We start from the raw sequence: 21,063 nt of genomic DNA on the forward strand, positions 1-21,063 counted from the left end.
GGGCGGGGCGGGACGGCTCCGGCACTAGTTCGATGACGGTCGACCGTTGCACCGTCAGGGCGGTTCGTGGACGGTGTCGGCGGTCCGGCCGGGGAGAGGCGTCGGGGTCGGGGTACGGGCCAAGTCCTCGCAGGTAAAGGGTAGTTACTCGCCGGTTAATACTTTGGTGGAGGGCTTCCGGACTTGACCGTGTCTCGCCACACTGGGGGACATGACTCGCACTCTACGCGCGTGGAAGACCCGCGCCGCCGCCGTCACCGCCGTCGCCCTGATGACCCTCGCACCGATCGCCGTCGCCACCGAGGCGCACGCCGACGTGAGCGGCACGGTGTGCCTCTCCACCCTCCCGCCGGAGGCCACCGACACCCTCAACCTGATCGCCTCGGACGGGCCGTTCCCCTACTCCCAGGACGGCGTGGTTTTCCAGAACAGAGAGCACGTCCTGCCCGGCGAGTCCTACGGGTACTACCACGAGTACACCGTCGTCACCCCGGGCTCCCCGACCCGTGGCGCCCGCCGGATCGTGACCGGCCAGGGCGACCAGGAGGACTACTACACCGGCGACCACTACGCCACGTTCTCCCTGCTCGACCAGACCTGCTGACCCTCCCGGCAGTACGGTGGCCCCGGCGCACCCCCTGAATGCACTACCCCGCCGGGGCCACCGTCGTACCGGAGGCCGGGGCCGGTCCCGGCCGCGACTCCGGTCGGAGAGTCGGGACCCGGCCGGGACCCGGTCAGAGCTCCGACGGCCCCCAGGCACCCACCGCCAGCTCGTCCCCCACCCGCAGCGTGCCGCCCCGCAGGACGGCGAACTTGCTGCCGAACGCGACCCCGCCCGCCGCCGCCCGCCGGTACCGGGCCAGCGTGCGCAGCGGCTCCGGGCCCGCCTTGGACCCGGTGGACTGGTCCACCATCGTCACCGCGCAGCGGATGGCCAGCTTGGCGTAGGCCAGCACGGCGCCGCCCACCGCGATCCGGCGCGTCAGGTCCTCGGTGTGCGGCTCCGGCCAGCCGTCCACCACGACGTTCGGGCGGAACCTGTCCGCGGACAGTGCGGGAGCGTCGGAGAGCTCGTTGAAGCGCTCCAGCGTGGAACGGGACAGCAGGTGCACGGCGCAGCTGTCGGCGTAGCCGGAGGTGCCCGGGACCAGGCCGTCCGTCACCCGGTCGTGCTCCGGCGGCACCCGGACCAGCCGGCTGCGCGCACCCAGCACCTCGGACAGCCAGTCGGCGGCCTCCGCGCCCTGGTCGATGCCGCGGAACGGCGCGCCGAACAACCGCACCTCCCGGCGCGGCCCCTCCGAGTCGACCGCGAACGCCACCGGCTCCACCCCCGGGGCGACGAGCTCCAGCCGACGGCCGTCGTCCTCGACGGCCGGGCGGACCGTCGCCAGCAGCGGATCGCGCCGCTGGGAGCGGAACACCCCCTGTTCGTCCACCACCATGAACGCCCGGTCGTGGGCCAGACCCGCCCGGGTCAGCTCGGCCTGCGCCGCCGAGACCCCGGCGCACCCCTTCACCGGGTAGTACCGCAACTCCGTCACCGTGGCCATGACGTCCCCCGTTCCTCCTGGACTCGACGACTCCGAAGGGTAGTTGAGCGGCCCGGCGGGAGGTGCCGGAGGGCCCGGAGGTGCGGGGCGTCCGGGGTGCGGGTGCCGGTGCGGGTGCCGGTGCGGGTACGGGTGCGGGCGGGCGCGGACCGGCCCGCCTGCCGCCCGCCCTGCCATCCGTCCGCCCGCTGTCCGTTCGGCCCGCTGTCCGTTCGCCCACCCCGGCCGCTTGCTAGGGTCGGGCCCATGGCACCGAGCAGCGCGAACCCCCCGGGACGGCTCCGGCGGGACGCGCAGCGCAACCGCGACCTGCTGCTTGCCGCCGCCCGCGGCATGTACTCCCGGAACGGCCTGGACGTCCCGCTGGACCAGATCGCCAAGGAGGCCGGGGTCGGCAACGCCACCCTCTACCGGCACTTCCCGACCCGCGAGGCCCTGATCGGCGAGGTTTTCGCGGATGCCGGAGCCGTCCTGGCCGGGGCCGGCGAGGAGGCGCTCGCCGCCGAGGACGCCTGGACCGGCCTCGAACGGTACTTCGCGCGGATCTTCGAACTCGTCGCCGCCGACCGGGGCATCAACGACCTGGTCACCCAGGCCATCCCGACCGTCCCCGGCATGATCGAGATCAGCCGCCGGCACGCCACCACCGTCGGGGTTCTCATCGCCCGCGCCCAGGACCAGGGCACCATGCGCCGCGACGTCGTCACCATGGACCTGCTGTTCCTGCTCGGCCCGCTCTGCCGGGCCCTGCCCGCCGCCACCGAGCTGCGCCCCGACCTCTGGCGCCGCTACCTCGCCCTGCTCCTGGACGGCTTCCGCACCCGGGCCACCCACCCGCTGCCGGTCCCGCCGATCGGTGAGGAACACCTGGACCGGATGTTCGCGGACCTCTGGGAGGCGCGGCCCCCCGAGGCCTGAGCGTGCGGCGCCCCGGACGTCAGGGTCGCGTACGGAACACCGGGCGGCGCGTCAGGACCCCGTCAACGCCCCGCGGCCGCACGGCCGCGGGGCGTTTTGCTGGGTGCCACGGGGTGACCGGCGCGGCGGCGCCCCGGCGGTACCGGGTCGCGGCGGGAGAGGCAGGGGACAGGCATGGTGGACAACGCGGACAGTGGTGCGGACGGGCGCCGGATCGTGGTCGGCGTCAGCGGTTCCCTCGGCAGCCTCGCGGCCCTGCACCACGCCGCCACCGAGGCCCGGCGGACGGACGCCGAGGTGCTCGCGGTGCTCTGCTGGGTCCCCCCGGGCGACGAACTCGGCTACCGCCGCACTCCCTGCCCGCCGGTGATCACCGCCGGTCGCGACGCCGCCGTGGTCCGCCTGCGCCAGGCCCTCGACGAGGCCTTCGCCCGCCGGTACGCGGGTCTGCGCCTGCGCTGCCAGGCCGTCCGCGGCGACACCGGCCACACCCTGGTGCGGTGCGCCGACCGCCCCGGCGACCTGCTCGTCCTCGGCGCCGGACGCGAACGTGGCCGCCTCGCCCGGCTGGTGCACCCGTCGGTCAGCGCCTACTGCGTCCGGCACGCGGCCTGCCCGGTGCTCACCGTCCCGCACCCGCCGCTGCAGCGCGACCTGGAGGCGCTGGAACGGGGCGGGCACGGACTGCGGGCTGCGGCTGCGGGGAACTGAGCGGCGGGTCACGGCCGGTCGCCGTGCGCCTCCGCCGTGACCACGGGCCGGGCGCGGTGCCGCGACGGCCCGGGTGCGTTTCCCGTCGGCCCCGGCCCCGGCCCCGGCCCCAGCCCCGGACCCGGCCACGGCCCGGCTCGGCCGGTGCGACAGCCGGGCCCGGCCGTCACGACAGCCGGCCGTTACGACAGTCCGGCCGCCGCGGCGAGGACGGAGGCGGTACGGCGGCCGGCCGCCACGGTGTCGGCGGCGGTGGCGGGGACGCAGCGCCCGGCCTGCGGGCTGTAGACGGTCAGCACCACGCCCGCGTGGTCGGTGGGGAGTTCGACCAGCGTGGCGGCCGGTACGGCGGTGCTCAGCTCGCGGGTGTGCCCGGCGTCCACGATCTCGTCCGCGGTGCCGTGCACCAGCCAGAGCGGGACGGGGGAGGGGGTCGCGGCCAGCCGTGCGAGCGGGGCGTCGCCCGTCGTCACGGCCGGGTCGGCGTACTTCGAGGCGATGCCGACGGCGGCGCCGGGCCGGAGTTCGGCAGGGGTGTCCGGATGGGTGGCCACCGCGACCGCCTCCCGGCCGCCAAGCGACCAGCCGGCCAGCACGAAGCGCGCCGGGTCCCCGCCGAGGCCGGTGGCGATGCGGCGGGCGTGGGCGAGCGAGGCCAGCAACTCGGCGGCGCCGCCGTCCGGCTGCTCGGAACTCCAGTCCGGGACGAGCACCAGCAGCCCGAGTCCGGCGGCCTCCCGGGCCAACGGGCGCAGCACGTCCCGTTCGTTGGGTCCGCGTCCGTGCCAGAGCAGCACGACCGGCGCCGGTCCGGCGGTGTGGACGGTCGGCCGGTGGACGTCCATCAGCCGCCCGTCCGCGTACGGAACGACTTCGGGTGGAGCGCTCGTCATGCGGGGTTCGCCTCCGGTTCGGTGACTGATCACTGAGCTGGTACTGTACTTCTCGTCGCGAGGGAGATCGATTCCTCGTCAGGCGTCAGTGGTGCTACCAGAGCACGTCCTACTTTCAGTAGGGAGAGTCCGTGCGACCCGGGCCTGGCGCTCTACCGTCGGACGGGGTCCGGTGCCTTCACGGGTGCCGGGCCCCGTCCGCGTTTCCGAGCCGGGCCAGTTCCTCCTCGCTGAGCACCAGTTCCCCCGCCGCCGCCGAATCGCGGATGGTCTCCGGGCGGCTCGCGCCGGGGATCGGAAGGGTCACCGGGGAGGCGGCCAGCAGCCAGGCGAGCGCGACCCGCTGGGGGCTGACTCCGCGTTCGGCGGCGATCGCGGCGAACTCCGTCCCGGCACCGCCGAGTTCGGCGGAGCGGCCGATGCCGCCGAGCGGGCTCCAGGGGAGGAAGGCCAGGCCGAGTTCGGTGCACAGGTCCAGGACGGGCTGGTGCCGGCGGACGGCGGGGGAGTACTCGTTCTGCACCGAGACCAGGGCGTCGCCGAGGATCTCCCGGGCGAGCCGGACCTGGGCCACGTCGACGTTGGAGATGCCGGCCGCGCGGATCTTGCCCTCCTCGTGGAGTTCGCGGATCGCGCCGAGGGAGTCCGCGTACGGGACGTTCCGGTCCGGGTGGTGCTGCTGGTAGAGGCCGATCGCCTCGACGCCGAGGCGGCGCAGCGAGCCCTCGCAGGCGCGCTTGAGGTGGGCCGGGTCGCCGTCGACGGTCCAGGAGCCGTCCCCGGGGCGGCCGCGGCCGCCCTTGGTGGCGACCAGGACGTGGTCGGCGCCGGGGCCGTAGGAGGCGAGGGCCCGGGCGATCAGCTCCTCGTTGTGGCCGTACTCGTCGGCGTGCCAGTGGTAGGAGTCGGCGGTGTCGATCAGGGTGATGCCCGCGTCGAGTGCGGCGTGGACGGTGGCGACGGCACGGGCCTCGTCCGGGCGGCCCTCGACGGAGAGCGGCATCGCGCCGAGGCCGACGGCGCTGGTGCGGACGCTGCCGAGGAGGCGGGTGGCGGTGGTGGCGGTCATGTGGGGAGCTCCTGTCCGCGGAGGGTGGCGGCGACCAGGCCGGGCAGCCAGTCGCGGGTGTGGGAGAGGGGGTGGCCGAGCTGCTCGGCCCGGGAGTTGTCCATGCCGTAGTAGCGGTCGAAGGAGAACGGCGAGGCCTGCTGCCCGGGGCCGGGGGCGGCGGTGCGGTAGGGGCGACCGGCCGCGATCAGGTCGCAGAGGTCGGTGGCGGTCAGTTCGCCGTGTGAGGCGAGGTTGACCGGGCCGGTGAACCGCTCGCCCGCCGCCCACGCGAGGAAGGCGGCCGCCTCGGTCTCGTGGGTGTAGGAGGAGGGCTGGTTCTCCGGGTGCACCAGGACGGGCAGGCCCGCCCCGATCCGCTCGGCGTAATGGGCCAGGCGCCCGGTGAAGTCGGTGGCGCCCAGGACGTGTCCGAGCCGGACGGAGACGAACGGGAACGGCGCGTCGCGGGTGAACACCGCCTCCGCCTGGCGCTTGCCCTCGCCGTACGACGTCTCGACGAACTCCGTTTCCGCCCGGGGGAGTTCGAGGCTGACCGGCCATCCTGACGGGTCGACGGCGGCTTCGGCCAGCGGGCGGTCCGCCGGGTGTGCCACGCCGGTGTCGTAGACCTCGATCGTGGAGGTCATCAGGTAGCGGCCGGTCCTTCCGGTGAAGGCGCGGACGGCGAGTTCGGCCTGGGCCGGGGTGTAGCAGACCTGGTCGACCACCGCGTCGAAGTCCCGGCCGGCGAGGGCACCGGCGAGCGCCGTCCCGTCCGTGCGGTCGGCGATGAGCGGGGTGACGCCGGGCGGTGGCGGCGTCGAGCCGCGGTTGAGCACGCTGACCCGGACTCCGGAGTCGCGCAGCCGGGTGACCAACTGCCGTCCGAAGTACCGGTTTCCCCCGATGACGAGCACGTTTTCCATACCCACAAGTGTTATGGTGCGGCGCGGTTCGATGAAGGGGTGATCGTGGGAGTTCAGGCGCTGCGACCGAAAGACCGACGGCAGTCCGGCGGTTCGACCGACGATTCGTCGGTGGGCCCCCGCAGCGGCCTCGGCGGTGGTGTCGGCAGCCCCGCCGGTGGCACTGCCGGTGGCGGGGCCGGCGGCCTGGACGCGGTCGACCTGCGCCTGCTGGAACTGCTGCAGTCCGAGGGGCGGATCACGCTCAGCGAACTGGGCCGGCGGGTCAACCTCAGCCCGGCCGCGGTGGGCGAGCGGGTGCGCCGGCTGGAGTCGAACGGCACGATCACCGGGTACGCGGCGCTGGTCGCGCCCGAGCGGCTGGGCTACGGCATCCGGGCCTTCGTCCGGGTGTCGCCGCACGCCCGGATGACGGTGAAGTACCTCCGCAGCCAGGACCTGCTGCACCGGCCGGAGGTGCTGGAGGTGCACCACGTGATCGGCGAGGACTGCTGGGTGTTCAAGGTCGCCGCGCGGGACACCTCCCACCTGGAGGAGCTGATCGAGGCGATCGCGGTGCTCGGCCGGACGACGACGTCGGTGATCCTCTCCTCGCCGGTGGACCAGCGGGTGCTTCTGCCCTCGGACTGAGGAACCGACGAACCGACGAACCGAGGAACCGACGAACCGAGGAACGGACGGAGCGCCGGAGCGTGGACGGGCCCGGGCCGCCGGGTCAGGACGGCTGCCGGTCGGAGCCCAGCTCGCGCGAGATCCGCAGCCCGACCTGCGCCACCACCGGCCCGAGGGTGCGCACCCGGGTGGCGGTCATCCGTGAGGTGAGCCCGGAGACGGAGAGCGCCGCCGTGACCTCGCCGGTGTGGTCGAAGATCGGCGCGGCGACGCAGCGCACCTCGGGCTCGTTCTCCCGGTCGTCGATGGAGTAGCCGCGGGCGCGGATCCGGGCGAGGTCCGCGCGCAGTCGTGGCTCGTCGGAGATGGTCCAGGCGGTCACCGGGCGCAGGCCGGCCGCGACCACCTCGGCGACGGCCTCCTCGGGGAGCCACGCGAGGATCGCCTTTCCGGTGGCGGTGCAGTAGGCAGGGGCCCGGCTGCCGACCCGGGAGGCCATCCGCACGTTGGTCTCGTCCTCGACCTTGTCCAGGTAGACGATCCCGGGCGCCTGCCAGACGGTCAGGTGGACGGTCTCGCCGGCCTCGCGCTGGAGCCGGCGTAGGTGTTCGGCGGCGACGCTGCGCAGATCGAGGGTGGTCAGGTAGGCCTGGCCGAGGCGCAGCGAGCCGTGGCCGAGCCGGAACCAGCCGGTCTCGCGGTCCCGGTCGAGCAGGTGCTCGTCCAGCAGCGGTCCGGCCAGCCGCAGCACGGTGCTCTTGTTGAGGTCGAGGGCCTCGGCGAGTTGGGCGAGCGGGACCCCGCGTCCGTCCCCGTGGTCGCGGACGTAGCCGAGGACGGCGAGCGCGCGGCGCAGCGAGGAGGACTGGTTGCGTTCGGTCGCGGGCTTCTTGGGTGCCGTCTCCGTCATGGGTCCGTTCCCTGGTGGTGGTTCGGCGGGGACTCGTCCTGTGGGGGCGTGTTCCGGGGCGCGTGTTCCGGGGCGTGTTCCGCGGGGCCCGGGTGTCCGGTGTTCCGCGTGGTGTTCCGTGCGGCGTTCCGTGGTGTTCCTCCGCCTGTCGGCGGCGGTTGTCAGAACGTACCCGTTCGGGGTCGGGTCGCCGCGTCTTCGATACAACGTTGTGCAGTGCAAAACTTTCGTCAACCCCCTCTTGTTGGCGCCGATCGCCCACGCCTAACGTCCCTGCCATCGAGCAGGCGACGTCGCCCCACCCGAGCGCTGCGCCCTGCCGCACCCCCACCACTTCACCCACCATCGGCCCCGGTCAGGGCCTGCTTCGACGTGTCCGTCCCAGCGGTGTGCGTCGCGGCGGCAGCTGTCGGGAGGGGAGGTCTCCACCATGCGATTCACCGGACGGACCGCAGTGGCCGCCGTGCTCGCCGCCGGCTGTCTGGCCGCCACCGCCTGCGCGCCGGGCACCGCCTCGACCGCGGGTGGCAAGGCCGGCGACGACCGGACCGGCACGCTGAAGGTCTGGCTCTACAACGAGGCGGGCAACGCGGCCAAGGAGGCCGTGATCGCCAAGGCCGTCACCGAGTTCCAGTCCTCCCACCAGGGCGTCACCGTCGACGTCAGCTACATCGACACCGACGCCTCGGCCCGCGCGGCCAAGATGAAGGGCGCCTTCAACGACCCCAACAGTGCCCCCGACCTGGTCGAGTTCGGCAACACCGACCTGCCCGGCTACGTCGCCGCCGGCGGCCTCGCCGAGATCGGCGCCGAACTGGACGGGTGGAAGGACAAGGGCGACCTCGACCCGGCGATCGCCAGGACCGCGGTGGTGGACGGCAAGACCTACGGCCTGCCGTGGTGGGTGGGCGTGCGCGCGCTGTACTACCGCACCGACCTGTTCACCGAGGCCGGGCTCACCCCGCCGGCCTCCTACGCCGAACTGGTCACCGCCACCCAGCGGATCCACGCCGCGCACCCGGACACCTTCGGCATCGCGGTCGGCGGCAAGTACACCTTCGCCGCACTGCCGTTCGTGTGGGACGCGGGCGGCGACATCGCCGCCAAGGACGGCACGACGTTCAAGGCCGCCATCGACTCGCCCGCCTCGCAGGCCGGGATCAAGCGCTACACCGACCTGTTCGGCGCCGACGGCTGCCCCGCCCAGCAGTGCGCGGACCTGACCGGCGGGAAGACCGTCGACCTGTTCGCGGCCGGGAAGTCGGCGATGGCCGTCCTGCTCAACTCCAACCGCGGCAAGGTGGACGCGGGCGCGGTCAAGGGCAAGTACGGCGTGGTGCCGCTGCCTGGCGCGAAGGCCGGCTCGATCGCCCCCGCCTTCGCCGGCGGCAACAACCTGGGCGTCATGAAGGCGGCCAAGCACCGCACGCTGGCCGTCGAGTTCGCCGAACTGCTGGCGGGCCCGGCCTACCAGGAGCAGATGTACGACGCGATGGGCAACCTGCCGACGCTGAAATCCGTCAGTGGCAAGGTCGCGGCGAAGGACGCGTTCCTGAAGCCGTTCACCGACACCATCGCGGCCGGCACCAGGTTCGTGCCGCTCGACCAGGGATGGGCGCAGATCGACGCCCAGTCGGTGATCCCGACGCTGCTCCAGCAGGTCGTCACCGGCAAGGCGGACGTGGCCAAGGCCTCCGGTGACGCCGCGGGGCAGATCGACTCGGCCTTCGCCGCGCACTGACGGTGGCGCACTGACGGTGGCGCACTGACGGTCACGCACCGGCCGTTGCGTACCGGCGGCCGTGCACCGGCCGCCACGCCCGGACCGCCGTGCACCGGCCGTCGTGCACCCGACCGCTGCGCACCCGACGGTCCCCTTCCGGTTCGTCACAGAGAGCAGGTTCCGCCCGTGTCCGCATCCACCACGACCGCCCCGTCGGCGGCTCCTTCCCCGCAGGGGCGCCGTGGGGGCGGGGCGCCAGCCGCACCCCCGGGCGGTCGGCGCCGCAGGCCCCCGTTGCTCCTGCTCCTGCCGGCCGCCGTCATCCTGGTCCCGCTGGTCGGCTACCCGATCTACCAGCTCGGGCTGTTGTCCGTCCTGGACTTCGGGCAGGCCCAGGCGTCCGGCGGGGTGCCGACGTCCTTCGTCGGCTTCGGCAACTACGCGAAGGTCCTGGAGGACGGCCAGTTCTGGTCGGTGCTGCTGCAGACGGTCGGCTTCGCCGCGTTCTGCGTGGTCGCCACGCTGGCCGTCGGCGCCGCCCTGGCAGTGCTGCTCACCAAGGTCGGCCGGTGGCCGCGGCTGGTGCTGACCACGGCGGCGATGGCGGCCTGGGCGGCGCCGGCGATGACCGGGTCGACGGTGTGGAGCTTCCTGTTCGACACCAACCTCGGCCTGGTCAACCACACCCTGGAGCGGATCGGGCTCACCGGATTCCACGAGTTCAACTGGTTCTACGACAAGTGGACGGCGTTCCTGGTCGTCGGTGCCGTGGTGGTGTGGCACTCCTTCCCGTTCGTGATGGTCACCCTCTACGCGGGCATCCGCGCCATCCCGGAGGAGGTCCTGGAGGCGGCCGCGCTGGACGGCGCCGGCACCTGGACCACCTTCCGCCGGATCACCGCGCCGATGCTGCGGCCGATCCTGACGATCGTGGTGATCCAGTCGGTGATCTGGGACTTCAAGGTCTTCACCCAGATCTACGTGATGACCGAGGGCGGCGGCATCGCCGGCCAGAACCTGGTGCTCAACGTGTACGCGTACCAGAAGGCGTTCGCCTCCTCGCAGTACGGGCTGGGCGCGGCGATCGGCGTGATCATGCTGCTGATCCTGGTGATCCCGACGGTCCTGTACATCCGCAGCCTGCGACGGACGGGGAACGAGCTGTGAGCACCCTTCGGAACTCCCGCGGCCGGCGGCGGCTCGCCGCCGACACGGTCGCGGTCGTGCTGGCCGCCGTCACCGCCTTCCCGGTCTTCTGGATGGTGCTCTCGGCGTTCAAGCCCAAGGGCGAGGTGCAGTCGCTGGACCCGAAGCCCTGGACGGCGCACCCCACGCTGGAGAGCTTCCGTCAGGTGCTCGGTGTGGACGGCTTCGGCCGGTACTTCGCGAACAGCCTGGTGGTCGCGCTGTCGGTGGTGGTGCTCTCGGCGGCCGTGGTGTTCCTCGCGGCGGTGGCCGTGACCCGCTTCCGGTTCAGGTTCCGCACCACCGTCATGGTGATGTTCCTGATCGCCCAGATGATCCCGGTCGAGGCGCTGACCATCCCGCTGTTCTTCATGTTCCGCGACGCGGGGCAGTTCGTGCCGGGCATCGGGCTGAACACCCTGGCCTCGCTGGTCCTGGTGCAGTTGGCGTTCTCGCTGCCGTTCGGGATCTGGATGATGCGCGGCTTCGTCGCCGCCGTTCCGGTCTCGATCGAGGAGGCCGCGCAGATCGACGGCGCCTCCCGCACCCGCATCCTGTGGCGGATCCTGCTGCCGCTGGTGGCCCCGGGCCTGGCCGCGACGAGCGTGTTCTCCTTCATCACGGCGTGGAACGACTTCGTCTTCGCCAAGACCTTCATCATCAGCGCCACCGAGAACCAGACGCTGCCCTCGGCGCTGCTGGTGTTCTTCAAGCCGGACGAGAACGACTGGGGCGGCATCATGGCCGCGTCCACGCTGATGACGGTGCCGGTGCTGGTCTTCTTCATCGCGGTGCAGCGCAAGCTGGTGTCCGGGCTGGCGGGAGCGGTGAAGGACTGAAGGGCCGAAGGGCTGAAGGACCGCCGGGCGGGGTGGCCCTGTGGAGGGCCGCCGGGCGCGGGGCCGCTCAGGCCGCCTCCGCGGACTCCCGGGGCGGGACGGCGACGAGGACGAACACCGCACCGGCGTCGTCCCGGACCAGCGCGGCGCGGCCGTACGGCGTCGGCGCGGGCCCGGTGAGAACGGTGCCGCCGAGCTCGCGCAGGCGCTCGGCCGCACGGTCGGCGTCGGCGGTGCCGAAGTGGGCCAGCCAGCTCGCGGGCGCTCCGGACGGGCCGATGCTGCAGGCGGGGAGGCCGGCGGCCCGGGCGAGGGCGTGGCCGGCCCGCGGCCGGTCGTAGGTGTAGCCGAAGACGCGGCGGTAGAAGGCACGGGCCGTGTCGGGGTCGGGGGAGAGGTGCTCGTTCCAGGCGAGGGCGCCGGGCTCGTCGACGAGGCCGGCGCCGTCGATGGTGCCGGCCTGCCAGAGGCCGAAGGCCGCGCCGAGCGGGTCGACGGCGAGTGCGGCCCGGCCCTGGTCGGGCACCTCGTACGGGTCCCGGGTGATCCGGCCGTCCGCGGCGCGGACGAGCGCGGTGGTGCGGTGCAGGTCGGCGCAGGCGAGGTGGGTGGTCCAGGCGGCGGGTGCCGCGGTGCCGACGGGCGGGCCGATCGCCGCGACCTGGGCGCCGTACCGGGTGGCGACCGCCTCGGCGGGGCCGGTCGGGACGAACTCCCAGTCGAACAGCGCGCCGTAGAAGCGCTGTGCGGCCGGGGCGTCCGGGGTCGTCAGGACGACCCAGCACGGGACGCCCTCGTGGTACCTGCCCGCCTTCGGCACACCGCCCTCCTGGTGCCACCGGCCCCTGTCGCCAGCCTCCGCGCCGGGCGGGCGGGCGGCAACCGGGGCCGCTGCGCGGGCCCGACCGGCCGCAGGCGCGGGCGCGGGCGCAGGCCGTCCCGTGCCGTCCGGTGCTGTCCCGTGCCGTCCGGTGCCGTCCGGTGCGGCCGGGCCCGGGATTCGGTCCAGGGGCTCAGGCGACGCCCTGCGGCCGGAACTGGATGCTGATCCGGGGGCCGACCGGGCGGGCGGTCTTGGGGACGGCGTGCTCCCAGGTGCGCTGGCAGGAGCCGCCCATCACGACCAGGTCCCCGTGGCCGAGCGGGTGGCGGACGACGGTCCCGCCGCCGTACCGGGGCCGCAGTGCCAGGGTGCGGGGCTCGCCGACGGAGAGGATCGCCACCATGGTGTCCTCGCGGGCGCCGCGCCCGATCCGGTCGCCGTGCCAGGCCACGCTGTCCCGGCCGTCCCGGTAGTAGCAGAGCCCGAGGGTGTGGAACGGCTCGCCCAGCTCGCCGGCGTAGTGCCGGCTCAGCGCCGTGCGGGCCTGGCCGAGCACCGGGTGCGGCGGCTCGGCGTCCGCCCGGTACGAGGCCAGCAGCCGGGGGACGTCGACCGTCCGTTCGTACATCTCGCGGCGCTCGGCCCGCCAGGGCACGGTCGCGGCCAGCTGTTCGAACAGCTCGTCCGCGCCGTGCAGCCACCCGGGCAGCACGTCCAGCCAGGCTCCGTCGCCGAGCACCTGCCGCCGCAGGCCGTCGAGCGGGCCGAGGCGGAGGCCGTCGTGCTCCGCGTCGTCGAACAGCGAGGGCTGGCGGTGGAGGGTGTCGTGCATGGGGCCAGCGTACGCCTTGATTCGAACACATGCCCGAATCTCGGGGGCGGTGATCCGGCCCCGGCCGGCGTCGGGGGCTGTGACTGGTCGAGGTGGTTGTCACCTGGTCGCGACGTCTGTCACCACCCCCTTCCCGGATCCCTCCCCGAGGAGGGCGCGGGCAGCTCGGCGCTGAAGGCGAGAGCCGTGCCGCCGCCCTCGTCGGTCAGGTCGAACCGGACCCGCCCGTGCGGGTCGAGGGCCGGCTCCAACGGTCGAGGTCCAGCTTCGACAGGGGCGGCGGATCGTGGGCCGTGACGGCGCCGGAGGCGGTCACGGTGCGGCCGTCGGGATCGGTGGCCGGCAGCGCAGTACCACCGTGCCGCCCTCCGCCGGATCCAACCGGTCGGCGGCAGCCGGCCGGCGCCGCAGCAGGGTCGGGCGCGACAGGTGCCGCCACGCCGAGGCCACCGGCTGCGGGTAGTGACGGTAGAAGCGCACAGCCTGGTGACCTGCGTCGATGGCGACGATCCTGTCGTCGGGCCCGGGGACGCTCGGGGTGCCGGTCACGCTCCGATCACCGCCTGCCGCCACCGTTGCGGCACCCCGGACTGCGTCGACGGAGGAGGCTGGGCCCGCCGCGCGGGAGCCCGCTGCGCGGCTCACGAACGGCGAGTCCGTGAGCCGCGCGCGGGTACGCCCCGCACCGAGCCTTCGGCCTACGCCCCGGACACCGCGCGCGACAGGTGCAGCGGCGCCTCGACGGAGTCGGCAGCGCCGAGTTCGCGCACCGCCTCCCGCCGCGTCGCCGCGACCGGAGCCCCGAGCCGAGCCGGGGTCGCCGCCGGGGCGTGGACCGTCAGCTCGAAGTCGCGGCTCGTCTTGGCGTCCGGGGCGAGCGGCAGGCGGATGCGGCCGTCCGCGACCATCCGGCGGACCCGGCTGCGGCTGAGGCCGAGGCCGGACATCAGCAGGCGTTCGACTCGGACCGGTACCGGCAGCTCGAAGCTCACCAGCACCGTCAGCGGGGTCGGATCGTCGATCGCGTGGAGCGGCGTGCGTGCCTCCAGCTCCCAGGTGCCGCTCCAGTCCAGGCTGTAGCCGTTCTTGGCGGCGAGCGACGCACTCATCGTCAGTTCCCGCACCACGGCGAGGTCGTTGTTCTCGTACGCCTCCCTGCGGGCGGGTTCCAGCGACGACGTGTGGACGCGCTCGTGGACGGGCACCTTCGAGGTCCGGTCGCAGCCCGCGCAGCTGAGCAGCAGCCAGACGTCGAGGAGTTTGCCGTTGGCGTTGACACGGATCTTGCCCGAGGGCCGGTGCCGCGTGCCGGAGCAGTCCGGGCAGCTGCGGACGACGGTGGGCAGCGCGGACTGGCGCACGGCCCAGCGGGCCTTGCGTTCGGTATGCATGGTGGTCTGTTTCCTGGTTCAGCAGGAACGCGCGCAGGCCGGATCGGCTGGGGCTCCTGGGATCTGACGAGTGCTCACGAGGGCGCGTGTCATCGCCTCGGGGCGGGTGGCCGCATGGCGGGCGTCCCGAGGTCGATCGCGCAACAGGTCGTATCTCTCCGTGGCAACTCGCGACAGCGCGTCCCATCGCCTCGGGACATGGCCGCATGGCGGCATGGCCGAGCGCCGAGGGCGGTCGATCGCGTGAGCACGCGTGTCATCGCCTCAGCGCCGCGGCCGGTGGCCCGGCGCAGAGGTCGATCGCGTAGGGGTGAGTTGCTACGTGGCAGTCGTCAGCACAGGTACATGCCGCACATCGTGATCTGGGCCGCGCTCCACCGCAACCGGTTTTTCGGACCAACGCCGTCAGGCCGGCGCCGCCGGTTCCCCGCGCGAACCGACGCCGAGCTTCGGACAGGCCTTCCAGAGGTGGTAGCCGACCGTTCGCGAACTCGGGAAGAGCTGGGCGGCGATGTCCCGGTCGGACATCCCCTGGGCGGCGAAGCGGACGATCTGCGTCGCCTGGGGCGTCGGGCCGGCGTAGCGCTCCGGTGATGCGCACGGCGGTCGTCACCCGCCGGGTTGGAGCGCCGGCCGTGACCGGCCGGTTCGCTGCCCCGGGCGGTGACAACCGCCGTGACCGGGCGAGGCAGGTGACAGCAATCTCGGCCACGTGGTGACAGCCGGCGCGACCACGGCGAGGCGAACCCGCAGGTCGTAGGGCGCCCCGGGTGACAGCTGCCTCGGCCGGTCACAGGGGCCTAGCCTGCGGGTATGGCGATCAACGGCTTCGGTGTGACCGAGTTCCAGCTGGTGCTGCTGCGCCGGATGGCCGACTACCGGCCCGACCTGGTCGAGGAGGCGGTGCGGCGGCTGGGCGCCACCCGGGCCTCGATGCGGGAGGCGAACAAGCGGTGGCAGGCGATGGTCCGGGCGCCCGGGTTCCCGCGCGGGGCCGCCCGGTACGCGGCCGTGCTCGGGCCGGCGGAGGCGAGTGTGCCGCGGCGGATCGGGGACCTGGCGTGCACCGCGCGGCAATGGGTGCAGCCGCTCTGGCCCGGGCTGCGGTTCGAGGTCCTGCTCGGGCCGGCGGAGATCGGCTCGCCGGTGCTGAACGAGTGGCTGGTGCGGGCGGCGGGGGTGCCGGGGCCCGTCATGCGGACCCTGGCCGACCTGGTGCCGTGGGGCTGTGTGGTGGCGGACGTGGGTGCCGCCTTCCCGTCCGCGGTGCCGCGCGAGGGGAGTGCGCCGAACCGCTTCCGGCTGGACTTCGACGCCGCGGACGGCGCCGGTCGGGTCTGCCGGTGGACGGCGGACTTCACCTGGGGGCTGCTCCAGGAGGTCCGTCCGGCGGACGGACCGGCGGGTGGGCCAGCGGGCGGGGCAGGCTTCCGGGCGGCCGAGTGATGCAAGGAGATATTCTGTTAATGCCTTTGATTTGCAGGCTAACGTCGAAGTGTGGCAGCATAATCGCAGACACTGTAAAGGCTTGACATCGGAAAGCGAAGGATCATGTCGGACGGCGCCCGCGTCATCGTCGGAGTCAGCGGATCACTGCACAGCCTGACCGCCCTGCACCGGGCCGCGGAGGAGGCCCGGGAGCGGCAGGCCACCCTGGTCCCGGTGCTCGCCTGGACCCCGGTCGGCGGCGAGCGCAACTACCGCGCGCGGCCGTGCCCGCCGCTGCTGCGCGCCTGGCAGGACCTCGCCGACGCCCGGATGGACAACGCGCTGGAGCGGGCCTTCGGCGGCCTCCCGATCGGGGTGCCGGTGCGGCCGCTGGTCGTGCGCGGCGACGCCGGCACGGTGCTGACCGGGCTGGCGGACCGCCCCGGTGACCTGTTGGTGGTCAGCACCGGCGAGCAGGCCGGCGCGCGCACCCGGCTGCGTCGGCTGACGCGCCGCTCGGTCACCCGCCACTGCCTCGACCACGCGCGCTGCGGCGTGCTCGTCGTCCCGCCGTCCACGCTCCACGAGGACCTGCGCGCCCTGCACCGCGGCATCGACCTGCGGGAGCTGGTCGCGGCCTGACGGTCCGCCGGGAAAACGGTCAGGACCTCGTCAGGACCCGTGCACCGTCCGGCCGTCGACCACGGTGCGGGTGGGGAGCAGATCGCGCAGCGCGTCCGCCGGGCAGGTCAGCGGGTCGAGCGGCCACACCGTGAGGTCGGCGAACGCCCCCGGCCGCAGGCTGCCGCGGGCGGCGCCATCACCGGTCAGGCGGGCGGCGTTCACGGTGTGCAGCGCGACCGCCTCGGACCGCTCGATCGCGTGCTCGGGTCCGACCACCCCGGCCGTGGTGCCCCGCGTCGTCATGCCCCAGACCGAGACCATCGCGCCGTACGGGCCGACCGGGAAGTCCGAGCCGCCGGTGAGCAGCGCGCCCTCGTCCAGCCACTCGCGCAGCGGGAAGAGCGCGGCCGTGCGCTCCTCGCCCCAGGCCCGCTGCTGGGCGAGCGCGCCGTCGTGCAGCAGCGGGTGCTGGACGGTCACCGGGATGCCGAGCGCGATCGCGCGGGCCCGCTGGTCGGGGCGGGCCAGCCCGCCGTGCTCGACCACCAGGGTGCCGGGCGGCAGGCCGGGGCGGAGCTTGAGCACCTGCTCGAACACGTCCAGCAGGACGCGCAGACCCCGGTCGCCCCAGGCGTGCACGCCGACCCGCCAGCCGCGCCCGACCACCCGGTCCACCGCCGCGAGCAGCTCGGCCGGCTCCCAGAGCAGCCGGCCGTGGTAGCACGGCTGTCCCTGGTACGGCTCCTCCAGCGCGCCCGCCTCGAAACCGCCGTCGATGCCGAACTTGACGCCCCACAGCCGCAGTCGGTCGTCGTCGCGGCCGTCCGCGCGCCACTCGTCCATCCGGTCCAGCAGCGCGTCCACCTGCTCGGCCGTCCGGGCGGCGAAGCCGGAGACCAGGGCCCGCACCCGGACCGCGAGGGCGCCCTCGGCCCGGGCCGCGTCCAGCACGTCGAGGTCCTCGACCGGGACGAGGCAGTCGCGGACGGTGCCGATCCCGGTGGCGGCGTAGTCCGCCGAGGCGGCCCGCAGACCGTCGATCCGCTCGGCGAGGGTGGGCCGGGGCAGCACCCGCTCGACCGGTTCGACCGCCCGGTTGATCAGCCGGCCGGTCAGCCGCCCGTGCTCGTCGCGCTCGATCACGCCGCCGGGCGGCGCCTCGGTGGCCCCGGTGATCCCGGCCAGCCGCAGCGCGGCCGAGTTGAGCACCATGTTGTACGCACCGCGGCGCACCAGCACCGGGTGGTCGGCGGTGGCGCCGTCCAGCTCCTCGGTGGTGGGCATCCGCTGCTCGGCCAGCAGCACCTCCTGCCAGTTCACCGTGGTGTGGATCCACTGCCCGGCGGGGGTGCGGGCGGCGCGCTCGCGGATCAGGTCGAGGAACCCGGCGAGGTCCCGGGCCCGGTGGACCGGCACGCCGTGGACACTCTGCGCGGCCAGGATCAGGTGGGTGTGGGTGTCGTCGAAGGCGGGCAGCACGGTCGAGCCCGGGACGTCCAGGACCTCGGTGGCCGGTCCGATCAGGGCGTCCAGGCCGTCGGGGGCGGGGGAGAGGGCGGTGATCCGGCCGCCGGTAACGGCGACCGCCCGCCGCGGCGACTCGCCGGGCACGAGGGTGTGCACGGCACCGGCCCGGATCAGCAGGTCGGCGGGCGGCTGGGGGGTCATGACGGCTCCTCGGGGTGGGACAGACCGGTCACCTTCTCGACGTACCGCAGACTGGGCTCCGCGAGCAGCCCGTGCAACTCGGTGAAGAGGGCCCGGGCCGGGACGGCGTTCCAGTCGGCGGGCAGCAGTCGTGCGGGCAGCCCCGGGTCCAGGTAGGGCAGGCGGCGCCACTGGGTGAGCATCGGGACGTAGTCGCGGAACGCCTCGGCCGGGTCGATCCGGGGTGCCCGCCGCTCGCCCGGTCCCTGCGGCTCCGACGGTCCCCGCTCCGCCGCGGACCCCCGCGGTTCCGCAGGCGTCCGCGGCTCGACCGGCGTCCGCAACTCCGCGGCCACCGGGTGCCAGGCGTCGGTGAAGGCCGCGTACTGCGCCTCGATGGCCGGGAGGTCCCACCAACTCGCCACCGCCGTCCGGAGGTCGGCGAAGCCGGCGTACTCGGCGGAGAGGAAGAGGTGGACGTAGGCGCTCAGCCCGAGGCGTTCCAGCAGGCGACGGGCGTCCGGCAGCATCCGGGCGGGGGCAAGCCAGACGCCGGGGGCGGCGTTGCCGAAGCCGAGCCAGCTCAGCCGGGAGCGCAGCTGGTGGCGGTGGGCGCGCTCGGACTCGGGTACCGAGAAGACCGCCACCACCCAGCCGTCGGCGAGTTCGGCCGGCTCCAGGCTGTGGAAGATCCGGCGGTCGCCCTCCTCGAACACCGGCCCCATCGCGGGGGCGAGCCGGTAGCCGGTGCCCGTGCGGCGTTCCTGGAGGAGGGTGCCCGCCTTCTTCAACCGGGACATCGCCGAGCGGACCGCGGGGCCGTCGACGTCCAGTTCGGCCATCAGCGCGATCAGGTCGGCGATGGATATCCAGCCGCCGAGCCGGCGGACGAACTCGCCGTAGACGGTGTGGATCAGGGAACTAGGCCGGGGCGTGCTCTCCGACATGCGCGCTCCTCCCCGGCGGTCGGCGGTGACCCGGTCTCCGGTGGCGGCCCGGTGACCGGTGGTGATCATAGCGGTGCTCCCCGGCGCCCCGGGGGTGGTCCGGTGGCCCGCTGGTTCAGACCTCTGCGTAGGCCCCGGAGAGCAGGTGCCCGGCGCCGGGCGCCACGGCGGGCAGGCCGAGGGCGCGGAGCAGTTGGTGCGCGGTGCAGATCGAGGCCGACACCACCGGCTTGCCCAGCTGCTGTTCGGCCTCCTCGACGGCGGACAGCGAGGGCATCTGCACGCACGCGGAGAGCACCACGGCGTCCGCCTCGGCGTGCGCGAGGCCGCGGGCGATCGCGGGCAGCCGGGCCGGGTCGTGGGCGGCCACGTCGAGGTTGTCGGCGATCTCCAGGGCGGCGTGGTCGAGCACCTCGACGCCCTCCTGCGCGAGGTAGTCGACGACGGTCCGGGCCAGCGGCCGCAGGTACGGGGTGACCATCGCGACCTTCTTGGCGCCGAGCGTCCGCAGTCCGGCGACCAGGGCGCCGGCGCTGGTGACCACGGGGGCGGGCGCGCCGTTCTCGACGGTGCGCCGGTGCAGCCGCCGTTCGGCCTCGCGGTGGTAGCCGGGGCCGGTGGCCATCACGGCGACCAGACAGGCGTAGCCGATCACGTCCACCCGGGCGTCCGAGAGTTCGGCGGCGCAACGGTCCGACTCGCCGTCCATGGCGCGCAGTTGCTCGGGGGTGACCCTGGTCATCCGCATCCGGCTGGAGTGGAACGTGAACCGTTCGGGGGCGACGGTCTCGCGGGCCCGCAGCAGGGCGGGGACCTCGGTCTCCATGGTGACGTTGGAGCTCGGGACGATCTGGCCGATCCGGTACGTCGACATCGGGTGAGGGGTCCTTTCCTCGGACAGGCTGCACGGGCTGCACGGGCTGCGCGGTGGTCCGTCTCGGCGAGCGCTGCGCGGGCTGTGTGGCGGTCCTGCCTCAGCGGGCGTCGATCACGGGGTTGGCGAGGGTGCCGATCCGCTCGATGGTGGCCTCGACCAGGTCGCCGGGCTGCAGGAACTGCGGCGGCACCATGCCGGCGCCGACCCCGGAGGGGGAGCCGGTGGCGATCACGTCGCCCGGTTCCAGAGTGACCCCGGAGGAGATGTCGGCGATCAGCCGGGCGATGCCGAACAGCATGTGGCGGGTGTTGGAGTCCTGCCGCAGTTCGCCGTTGACCTTCAGCGAGAGGTCGAGCCGCTGCGGGTCGGGGATCTCGTCGGCGGTCACCACGGCGGGGCCGAACGGCGCGTAGCTGTCCTGGCCCTTGGAGAAGAACCACTGTCCGGAGCGGCGCTGGTCGCGGGCGCTGACGTCGTTGACGATGCTGTAGCCGAACACGTGCCGCAGGGCGTCCCGTTCGGCGACCTGGAAGGCGGGTTCGCCGATCACCACGGCGAGTTCGCACTCCCAGTCGAGCTGTTTGGTGAGGTTCGCGTTGTGCCGGATGGGCTGGCCCGGGCCGGTGACGGCGGTGGACGGCTTGCCGAACAGCACCGGACGGTCCGGCAGTTCGCGATCGGTGTCCAGGGTGCGGTGCGACTCGGCCACGTGCTCCACGTAGTTGAGGCCGACGCCGACGATCTTGCCGGGGCGCAGCGGTGCCCGCAGCGACACCTCGGACAGCGGCCGGGTGGCCGCCGCCCCCGCGACCAGCCCGCGCGCGGTGGCCAGGGCCGGTGCCCCGGCACGGATCAACCCGAGCAGGCTGTCGGGCAGTTGCGCTCCGGCGGCGGTGGCGAGGGCGGTGAGGTCCGCGACCCGGTCCCCGGCGAGCAGTGCGCCGAGGCGCGGGGTGTCGTCGCCGTCGGCGCAGTAGGTGAGCAGGTGCATGGTGGTGGGTCTCCCGGTCAGGCGGTGGTCGTGGTGGGCTGGTGCCCGTCGTGGTCCGGGTAGGACTCCTCGCGGTACAGGCCGAGCGAGTGCGTCACCGGGAAGTCGTTGAAGGAGAACAGGCAGGCGTCCTCGCCCTGGTCGAGGTTCGCGTGCTCGTGCCAGGCCCAGGACGGGAC

The 21,063-nt window shown here is 74.0% G+C and carries 22 protein-coding genes and 1 pseudogene; 9 read left to right on the forward strand and 14 right to left on the reverse strand.

Going from position 1 to position 21,063, the window contains the following annotated elements:
- Nucleotides 1–211 precede the first annotated feature (211 nt).
- Nucleotides 212–604 carry a ribonuclease gene (locus ACFV04_RS29385; protein WP_380345380.1) on the forward strand — a complete coding sequence of 131 codons (393 nt, stop codon included), beginning with the start codon at nucleotides 212–214 and terminating at the stop codon, nucleotides 602–604.
- A gap of 133 nt (nucleotides 605–737) precedes the next feature.
- On the opposite strand, the gene ACFV04_RS29390 is transcribed toward ACFV04_RS29385, so the two are convergent.
- Nucleotides 738–1,556: an MOSC domain-containing protein gene (locus tag ACFV04_RS29390; RefSeq protein ID WP_380533639.1), complete on the reverse strand. Its 819-nt coding sequence runs from the start codon at nucleotides 1,554–1,556 to the stop codon at nucleotides 738–740.
- 246 nt (nucleotides 1,557–1,802) lie between these two features.
- Here ACFV04_RS29390 and ACFV04_RS29395 point away from each other — a divergent pair, with 246 nt between their 5' ends.
- Together ACFV04_RS29395 and ACFV04_RS29400 are read left to right on the forward strand one after the other, a co-directional pair.
- Nucleotides 1,803–2,474, forward strand: coding sequence for a helix-turn-helix domain-containing protein (locus ACFV04_RS29395; protein WP_360258113.1), 672 nt, complete (start codon nucleotides 1,803–1,805; stop codon nucleotides 2,472–2,474).
- 174 nt (nucleotides 2,475–2,648) lie between these two features.
- A complete protein-coding gene (locus ACFV04_RS29400) occupies nucleotides 2,649–3,185 on the forward strand; it encodes a universal stress protein (protein WP_380533641.1) in 537 nt (178 codons plus the stop codon).
- 182 nt (nucleotides 3,186–3,367) lie between these two features.
- Here ACFV04_RS29400 and ACFV04_RS29405 read toward each other — a convergent pair whose 3' ends face one another.
- The 3 genes from ACFV04_RS29405 to ACFV04_RS29415 all read right to left on the reverse strand — a co-directional run bounded on the left by ACFV04_RS29405 (nucleotide 3,368) and on the right by ACFV04_RS29415 (nucleotide 6,055).
- Nucleotides 3,368–4,078, reverse strand: a complete 711-nt coding sequence (locus tag ACFV04_RS29405) for an alpha/beta hydrolase (protein ID WP_380533643.1) — start codon at nucleotides 4,076–4,078, stop codon at nucleotides 3,368–3,370.
- 178 nt (nucleotides 4,079–4,256) lie between these two features.
- Complete coding sequence (locus ACFV04_RS29410) at nucleotides 4,257–5,147, reverse strand: aldo/keto reductase (protein ID WP_380345387.1); 891 nt, start codon at nucleotides 5,145–5,147, stop codon at nucleotides 4,257–4,259.
- A complete protein-coding gene (locus tag ACFV04_RS29415) occupies nucleotides 5,144–6,055 on the reverse strand; it encodes an NAD-dependent epimerase/dehydratase family protein (RefSeq protein WP_380533645.1) in 912 nt (303 codons plus the stop codon). Before ACFV04_RS29415 ends, ACFV04_RS29410 begins: the two co-directional genes overlap by 4 nt.
- Nucleotides 6,056–6,166: 111 nt before the next feature.
- Here ACFV04_RS29415 and ACFV04_RS29420 point away from each other — a divergent pair, with 111 nt between their 5' ends.
- Entirely contained in the window at nucleotides 6,167–6,685 is a 519-nt protein-coding gene (locus tag ACFV04_RS29420) for an Lrp/AsnC family transcriptional regulator (protein ID WP_380345390.1), read from the forward strand.
- An 85-nt stretch (nucleotides 6,686–6,770) separates the two neighbouring features.
- On the opposite strand, the gene ACFV04_RS29425 is transcribed toward ACFV04_RS29420, so the two are convergent.
- The gene (locus tag ACFV04_RS29425) at nucleotides 6,771–7,577 is read right to left on the reverse strand and encodes an IclR family transcriptional regulator (protein ID WP_360258125.1); all 807 of its coding nucleotides are present in this window, start codon (nucleotides 7,575–7,577) and stop codon (nucleotides 6,771–6,773) included.
- A 430-nt stretch (nucleotides 7,578–8,007) separates the two neighbouring features.
- Between ACFV04_RS29425 and ACFV04_RS29430 the strand changes: the two genes are divergently transcribed.
- The 3 genes from ACFV04_RS29430 to ACFV04_RS29440 all read left to right on the forward strand — a co-directional run bounded on the left by ACFV04_RS29430 (nucleotide 8,008) and on the right by ACFV04_RS29440 (nucleotide 11,324).
- Entirely contained in the window at nucleotides 8,008–9,318 is a 1,311-nt protein-coding gene (locus ACFV04_RS29430; RefSeq protein WP_380533648.1) for an extracellular solute-binding protein, read from the forward strand.
- Between the two features lie 168 nt (nucleotides 9,319–9,486).
- The gene (locus ACFV04_RS29435; protein WP_380345392.1) at nucleotides 9,487–10,467 is read left to right on the forward strand and encodes a carbohydrate ABC transporter permease; all 981 of its coding nucleotides are present in this window, start codon (nucleotides 9,487–9,489) and stop codon (nucleotides 10,465–10,467) included.
- Nucleotides 10,464–11,324: a carbohydrate ABC transporter permease gene (locus ACFV04_RS29440; protein ID WP_380533650.1), complete on the forward strand. Its 861-nt coding sequence runs from the start codon at nucleotides 10,464–10,466 to the stop codon at nucleotides 11,322–11,324. The genes ACFV04_RS29435 and ACFV04_RS29440 overlap by 4 nt, the downstream gene beginning before the upstream one ends.
- A 67-nt stretch (nucleotides 11,325–11,391) precedes the next feature.
- On the opposite strand, the gene ACFV04_RS29445 is transcribed toward ACFV04_RS29440, so the two are convergent.
- The 5 genes and pseudogenes from ACFV04_RS29445 to ACFV04_RS29465 form a co-directional block, all read right to left on the reverse strand.
- A complete protein-coding gene (locus ACFV04_RS29445; RefSeq protein ID WP_380533652.1) occupies nucleotides 11,392–12,144 on the reverse strand; it encodes a VOC family protein in 753 nt (250 codons plus the stop codon).
- A 193-nt stretch (nucleotides 12,145–12,337) separates the two neighbouring features.
- Entirely contained in the window at nucleotides 12,338–12,979 is a 642-nt protein-coding gene (locus ACFV04_RS29450) for an alpha-ketoglutarate-dependent dioxygenase AlkB (protein ID WP_380533654.1), read from the reverse strand.
- A 312-nt stretch (nucleotides 12,980–13,291) separates the two neighbouring features.
- The gene (locus ACFV04_RS29455) at nucleotides 13,292–13,528 is read right to left on the reverse strand and encodes a hypothetical protein (RefSeq protein ID WP_380345400.1); all 237 of its coding nucleotides are present in this window, start codon (nucleotides 13,526–13,528) and stop codon (nucleotides 13,292–13,294) included.
- A gap of 149 nt (nucleotides 13,529–13,677) precedes the next feature.
- Nucleotides 13,678–14,370, reverse strand: coding sequence for a DUF1062 domain-containing protein (locus tag ACFV04_RS29460; protein ID WP_380533656.1), 693 nt, complete (start codon nucleotides 14,368–14,370; stop codon nucleotides 13,678–13,680).
- 405 nt (nucleotides 14,371–14,775) lie between these two features.
- Nucleotides 14,776–14,925 (reverse strand): annotated as a pseudogene (locus ACFV04_RS29465) (helix-turn-helix transcriptional regulator); the annotation flags it as partial.
- A 258-nt stretch (nucleotides 14,926–15,183) separates the two neighbouring features.
- Here ACFV04_RS29465 and ACFV04_RS29470 point away from each other — a divergent pair.
- Both ACFV04_RS29470 and ACFV04_RS29475 read left to right on the forward strand, forming a co-directional pair.
- Nucleotides 15,184–15,816 carry a hypothetical protein gene (locus tag ACFV04_RS29470; RefSeq protein WP_380533658.1) on the forward strand — a complete coding sequence of 211 codons (633 nt, stop codon included), beginning with the start codon at nucleotides 15,184–15,186 and terminating at the stop codon, nucleotides 15,814–15,816.
- A 105-nt stretch (nucleotides 15,817–15,921) separates the two neighbouring features.
- Nucleotides 15,922–16,440 carry a universal stress protein gene (locus ACFV04_RS29475; RefSeq protein ID WP_360258150.1) on the forward strand — a complete coding sequence of 173 codons (519 nt, stop codon included), beginning with the start codon at nucleotides 15,922–15,924 and terminating at the stop codon, nucleotides 16,438–16,440.
- A gap of 30 nt (nucleotides 16,441–16,470) precedes the next feature.
- Here ACFV04_RS29475 and ACFV04_RS29480 read toward each other — a convergent pair whose 3' ends face one another.
- From ACFV04_RS29480 to ACFV04_RS29495, 4 genes are all read right to left on the reverse strand, one after another.
- Complete coding sequence (locus ACFV04_RS29480; protein WP_380533660.1) at nucleotides 16,471–18,090, reverse strand: amidohydrolase; 1,620 nt, start codon at nucleotides 18,088–18,090, stop codon at nucleotides 16,471–16,473.
- A complete protein-coding gene (locus tag ACFV04_RS29485; protein ID WP_380533662.1) occupies nucleotides 18,087–19,016 on the reverse strand; it encodes a PaaX family transcriptional regulator C-terminal domain-containing protein in 930 nt (309 codons plus the stop codon). The genes ACFV04_RS29480 and ACFV04_RS29485 overlap by 4 nt, the downstream gene beginning before the upstream one ends.
- 115 nt (nucleotides 19,017–19,131) lie before the next feature.
- The gene (locus ACFV04_RS29490; RefSeq protein WP_380345410.1) at nucleotides 19,132–19,890 is read right to left on the reverse strand and encodes an Asp/Glu racemase; all 759 of its coding nucleotides are present in this window, start codon (nucleotides 19,888–19,890) and stop codon (nucleotides 19,132–19,134) included.
- A gap of 100 nt (nucleotides 19,891–19,990) precedes the next feature.
- Nucleotides 19,991–20,884: a fumarylacetoacetate hydrolase family protein gene (locus ACFV04_RS29495; protein WP_380533664.1), complete on the reverse strand. Its 894-nt coding sequence runs from the start codon at nucleotides 20,882–20,884 to the stop codon at nucleotides 19,991–19,993.
- Between the last annotated feature and the right edge of the window lie 179 nt (nucleotides 20,885–21,063).

Source organism: Kitasatospora sp. NPDC059599, assembly GCF_042735125.1.
Classification (GTDB): domain Bacteria; phylum Actinomycetota; class Actinomycetes; order Streptomycetales; family Streptomycetaceae; genus Kitasatospora.

What these genes read in the sequence shown, in the direction of transcription:
- ACFV04_RS29385 (WP_380345380.1), top strand. Translation starts at nt 212, where the DNA reads ATGACTCGCACTCTACGCGCGTGGAAGACCCGCGCCGCCGCCGTCACC.
- ACFV04_RS29390 (WP_380533639.1), bottom strand. Translation starts at nt 1,556, where the DNA reads ATGGCCACGGTGACGGAGTTGCGGTACTACCCGGTGAAGGGGTGCGCC.
- ACFV04_RS29395 (WP_360258113.1), top strand. Translation starts at nt 1,803, where the DNA reads ATGGCACCGAGCAGCGCGAACCCCCCGGGACGGCTCCGGCGGGACGCG.
- ACFV04_RS29400 (WP_380533641.1), top strand. Translation starts at nt 2,649, where the DNA reads ATGGTGGACAACGCGGACAGTGGTGCGGACGGGCGCCGGATCGTGGTC.
- ACFV04_RS29405 (WP_380533643.1), bottom strand. Translation starts at nt 4,078, where the DNA reads ATGACGAGCGCTCCACCCGAAGTCGTTCCGTACGCGGACGGGCGGCTG.
- ACFV04_RS29410 (WP_380345387.1), bottom strand. Translation starts at nt 5,147, where the DNA reads ATGACCGCCACCACCGCCACCCGCCTCCTCGGCAGCGTCCGCACCAGC.
- ACFV04_RS29415 (WP_380533645.1), bottom strand. Translation starts at nt 6,055, where the DNA reads ATGGAAAACGTGCTCGTCATCGGGGGAAACCGGTACTTCGGACGGCAG.
- ACFV04_RS29425 (WP_360258125.1), bottom strand. Translation starts at nt 7,577, where the DNA reads ATGACGGAGACGGCACCCAAGAAGCCCGCGACCGAACGCAACCAGTCC.
- ACFV04_RS29430 (WP_380533648.1), top strand. Translation starts at nt 8,008, where the DNA reads ATGCGATTCACCGGACGGACCGCAGTGGCCGCCGTGCTCGCCGCCGGC.
- ACFV04_RS29450 (WP_380533654.1), bottom strand. Translation starts at nt 12,979, where the DNA reads ATGCACGACACCCTCCACCGCCAGCCCTCGCTGTTCGACGACGCGGAG.
- ACFV04_RS29460 (WP_380533656.1), bottom strand. Translation starts at nt 14,370, where the DNA reads ATGCATACCGAACGCAAGGCCCGCTGGGCCGTGCGCCAGTCCGCGCTG.
- ACFV04_RS29470 (WP_380533658.1), top strand. Translation starts at nt 15,184, where the DNA reads ATGGCGATCAACGGCTTCGGTGTGACCGAGTTCCAGCTGGTGCTGCTG.
- ACFV04_RS29475 (WP_360258150.1), top strand. Translation starts at nt 15,922, where the DNA reads ATGTCGGACGGCGCCCGCGTCATCGTCGGAGTCAGCGGATCACTGCAC.
- ACFV04_RS29480 (WP_380533660.1), bottom strand. Translation starts at nt 18,090, where the DNA reads ATGACCCCCCAGCCGCCCGCCGACCTGCTGATCCGGGCCGGTGCCGTG.
- ACFV04_RS29485 (WP_380533662.1), bottom strand. Translation starts at nt 19,016, where the DNA reads ATGTCGGAGAGCACGCCCCGGCCTAGTTCCCTGATCCACACCGTCTAC.
- ACFV04_RS29490 (WP_380345410.1), bottom strand. Translation starts at nt 19,890, where the DNA reads ATGTCGACGTACCGGATCGGCCAGATCGTCCCGAGCTCCAACGTCACC.
- ACFV04_RS29495 (WP_380533664.1), bottom strand. Translation starts at nt 20,884, where the DNA reads ATGCACCTGCTCACCTACTGCGCCGACGGCGACGACACCCCGCGCCTC.